The 3,491-nt window shown below is 70.9% G+C and carries 5 protein-coding genes; all 5 read left to right on the top strand.

Going from position 1 to position 3,491, the window contains the following annotated elements; genetic code table 11:
- Positions 1-819: ketol-acid reductoisomerase (gene ilvC / locus ACFR9S_RS11200; protein ID WP_379818677.1), on the top strand; the 819-nt coding region annotated here is incomplete at its 5' end.
- Positions 820-824: 5 nt separating this feature from the next.
- Positions 825-1,175, top strand: a complete 351-nt coding sequence (locus tag ACFR9S_RS11205) for a hypothetical protein (protein WP_379732033.1) — start codon at positions 825-827, stop codon at positions 1,173-1,175.
- A complete protein-coding gene (gene leuC, locus ACFR9S_RS11210) occupies positions 1,172-2,599 on the top strand; it encodes a 3-isopropylmalate dehydratase large subunit (protein WP_379732032.1) in 1,428 nt (475 codons plus the stop codon). The genes ACFR9S_RS11205 and leuC overlap by 4 nt, the downstream gene beginning before the upstream one ends.
- A complete protein-coding gene (gene leuD / locus ACFR9S_RS11215) occupies positions 2,596-3,270 on the top strand; it encodes a 3-isopropylmalate dehydratase small subunit (RefSeq protein ID WP_379732031.1) in 675 nt (224 codons plus the stop codon). Before leuC ends, leuD begins: the two co-directional genes overlap by 4 nt.
- A partial coding sequence (locus ACFR9S_RS11220) for an isocitrate/isopropylmalate family dehydrogenase (protein WP_379818678.1) occupies positions 3,267-3,491 on the top strand: 225 nt, incomplete at its 3' end. The genes leuD and ACFR9S_RS11220, both read left to right, overlap by 4 nt.

Genomic DNA, 3,491 nt, shown 5'->3' on the forward strand with positions numbered 1-3,491 from the left:
GCGGCGCCCGCCGACGTGGTGTCGATGCTCGTCCCGGACAACGTCCAGCCGGACGTGTACGACGACATCGCGCCCGAACTGGACGCCGGCGACACGCTCCAGTTCGCCCACGGCTTCAACATCCACTACGACCAGATCGAGCCGCCCGAGGACGTCGACGTGACGATGGTCGCGCCGAAGGGGCCGGGCCACATCGTCCGCCGGCAGTACACCGACGGCGAGGGGACGCCCGGACTGATCGCGGTGTACCGCGACGCGACCGGCGAGGCGAGACAGGAGGCGCTCGCGTACGCGGACGCGATCGGCTGCACTCGCGCGGGCGTGATCGAGACCACGTTCCGCGAGGAGACCGAGACCGACCTGTTCGGCGAGCAGGCGGTGCTCTGTGGCGGCGTCACCGAACTCGTGAAGGCGGGGTACGAGACGCTGACCGACGCCGGATACAGCGAGGAGATGGCGTACTTCGAGTGCCTGAACGAGCTGAAGCTCATCGTCGACCTGCTGTACGAGGGCGGGATGGGCGGGATGTGGGACTCCGTCTCCGACACCGCCGAGTACGGCGGCATCACCCGCGGCGAAGTGGTCGTCGACGATCACACCCGCGAGCAGATGGAGACCGTGCTGGAGCAGGTCCAGAACGGCGAGTTCGCGACGGAGTGGATCACCGAGAACCGGGCGGGCCGGCCGTCCTACGGCCAGCGCCGCGCCGCCGAGAAGAACCACGAGATCGAGGAGGTGGGCGAGGAGCTCCGCGCGCTGTTCGCCTGGAGCGATGCCGAGGAGAACCGGGAGCCAGCCAACACCCCAGCGGACGACTGAGACCGATGACCCGACACACCGACACTACGAGCCGACGGCGCGACGAGACGAACCGACGAGAGACCAGCCGGCGGACGATGAGCGAGGTGAGCCACACCAACCCCACGACCGGGGAGAGCTTCGGCGACTCGCAGGTGTTCCAGCGGGGGACGGTCGCGATGGTCGACGGCGGCGAGGCCCCCGAGGAGCGCGACGACGATCCGGAGCCGATGGGCGACGTGGACCACACGCCCCGCGAGGACGCCCCCGAAGCGAACGACGCGTACGTTCGCGGCGTCGACCGCGAGGGAGCGAGCGACGACGAGTCCGAAACGGCGGCCGACACAGAGGAGGGAGCCGACGAGGAGGCCGTATGAGCGAGGGGACGCTGTACGACGCGGTGTGGGACCGCCACCGCGTCCGGCGGCTCCCCAGCGGGCAGGACCAGCTGTTCGTCGGCCTCCACCTGATCCACGAGGTGACGAGCCCGCAGGCGTTCGGGATGCTCGAGGAGCGCGACCTCGACGTGGCGTACCCCGAACGGACCCACGCCACCGCCGACCACATCGTCCCGACGGACGACCGCGAGCGCCCCTACGACGACGAGGCCGCGGAGTCGATGATGGCCGAACTGGAGGCAAACGTCGCCGACGCCGGCCTCTTGTTCGACCACCCCGAGACGGGCCGACAGGGGATCGTCCACGTCGTCGGCCCGGAACAGGGGCTGACCCAGCCGGGGATGACCGTCGTCTGCGGCGACTCCCACACCGCGACCCACGGCGCCGTCGGCGCGCTGGCGTTCGGGATCGGCACCTCCCAGATCCGGGACGTGCTCGCGACCGGCACCGTCGCGATGGAGAAGCAGGCGGTCCGCCGGATCGAGGTGACGGGCGAGCTCGGCGAGGGCGTCACCGCGAAGGACCTGATTCTGACGATCATCGGCGCGCTCGGCACCGACGGCGGCGTCGGCTACGTGTACGAGTACGGCGGCCCGGCGGTCGAGTCGCTGTCGATGGCCGGCCGGATGACCGTTTGCAACATGTCGATCGAGGGCGGCGCCCGTGCGGGCTACGTCAACCCCGACGAGACCACCTACGAGTGGATGGCCGGGACGGACGCGTTCGCCGACGATCCCGAGAAATTCGCCGAGCGAAAGGAGTACTGGGAGTCGATCCGCTCGGGCGAGGACGCCACCTACGACGACGTGGTGACGATCGACGCCAGCGAGATCGAGCCGACGGTGACGTGGGGGACGACGCCCGGCCAGACGGTCGGCATCTCGGAGCCGGTTCCCGATCCCGCCGATCTCCCGCCCGAGGACCGCGCGGTCGCCGAGCGGGCACAGGAACACATGGGCGTCACGCCCGGCGAGCCGATGGCGGGGTTCCCGGTCGACGTGGCGTTTCTCGGCTCCTGTACGAACGCGCGGCTCTCGGACCTGCGTGCGGCCGCCGAAGTCGTCGCAGAACGAGAGCTTGCCGACGGCGTGCGGGGTCTCGTCGTCCCGGGAAGCCAGCGCGTGAAAGCCGCCGCCGAGGCCGAGGGGCTGGACGATATTTTCCGCGAGGCGGGGTTCGAGTGGCGCGGCGCGGGCTGCTCGATGTGTCTCGGGATGAACGACGACCAGCTCGTCGGGGACGAGGTCTGTGCCTCCTCCTCGAACCGGAACTTCGTCGGCCGGCAGGGCAGCGCCGACGGCCGGACGGTCCTGATGAGCCCCGAGATGGTCGCCGCCGCCGCGGTGACCGGCGAGGTGACCGACGTGCGCGAACTCGACGCCGCGCCGGAGGTGGCGCGGTGACCCGGAAGGACGGCGATCCCGTCGACGTACCCGCGATCGAGCGCGTCGAGGGGACGGGCGTCCCCGTGCGCGGGAACGATATCGATACCGACCAGATCATCCCCGCGCGGTTCCTGAAGGTGCTCACCTTCGAGGGGCTCGGGGAGTTCGCGTTCTTCGATCAGCGCTACGAGAACACCGGTCCCGACGCGGGCGGCGACGGGCTGGCCGCCGAGCGCGAGGTCGCCGAACAGCCCACTGACCACCCGTTCAACGACGAGCGCTTCCGGGACGCGAACGTGCTGGTGGTCAACGCCAACTTCGGCTGTGGCTCCTCCCGGGAGCACGCGCCGCAGGCGCTCGCGCGCTGGGGGATCGACGCCATCGTCGGCGAGTCGTTCGCGGAGATATTCGCGGGTAACTGTCTCGCGCTGGGAATCCCGACCGTGACTGCCGACAGCGAGGCGATCGAGGCGCTGCAGGACCATATCGACGCCAATCCTGACACGGAGATCACCGTCGACGTGGCCGACGAGACGGTGCGCTACGACGGCCGCGAGATCGACGCCGCGGTCGACTCGGCACAGCGCCAGTCGCTCGTCGCGGGCGAGTGGGACACCACCGCGCTGCTCGGCGCCAACCCCGAGGCGGTCGCGGAGACGGCCGCCTCGCTGCCCTACACCGACCGATGACCGACGAGATCGCCGTGATCCCCGGCGACGGGATCGGGCAGGAGGTCGTCCCCGCCGCGGTTCGGGTGCTGGAGGCCGTGGATCCGGAGTTCACCGTCCGGCACGCCGAGGCCGGCGACGCGGTCGCCGAGGAGCGGGGGACCCCCCTGCCCGAACCGACCGTCGAGACCGTCGAGGCCGCCGACGCGACGCTGTTCGGCGCGGCCGGCGAGGCGGCGGCC

It is taken from the genome of Halolamina salina (assembly GCF_042678005.1).
GTDB lineage: Archaea > Halobacteriota > Halobacteria > Halobacteriales > Haloferacaceae > Halolamina > Halolamina salina.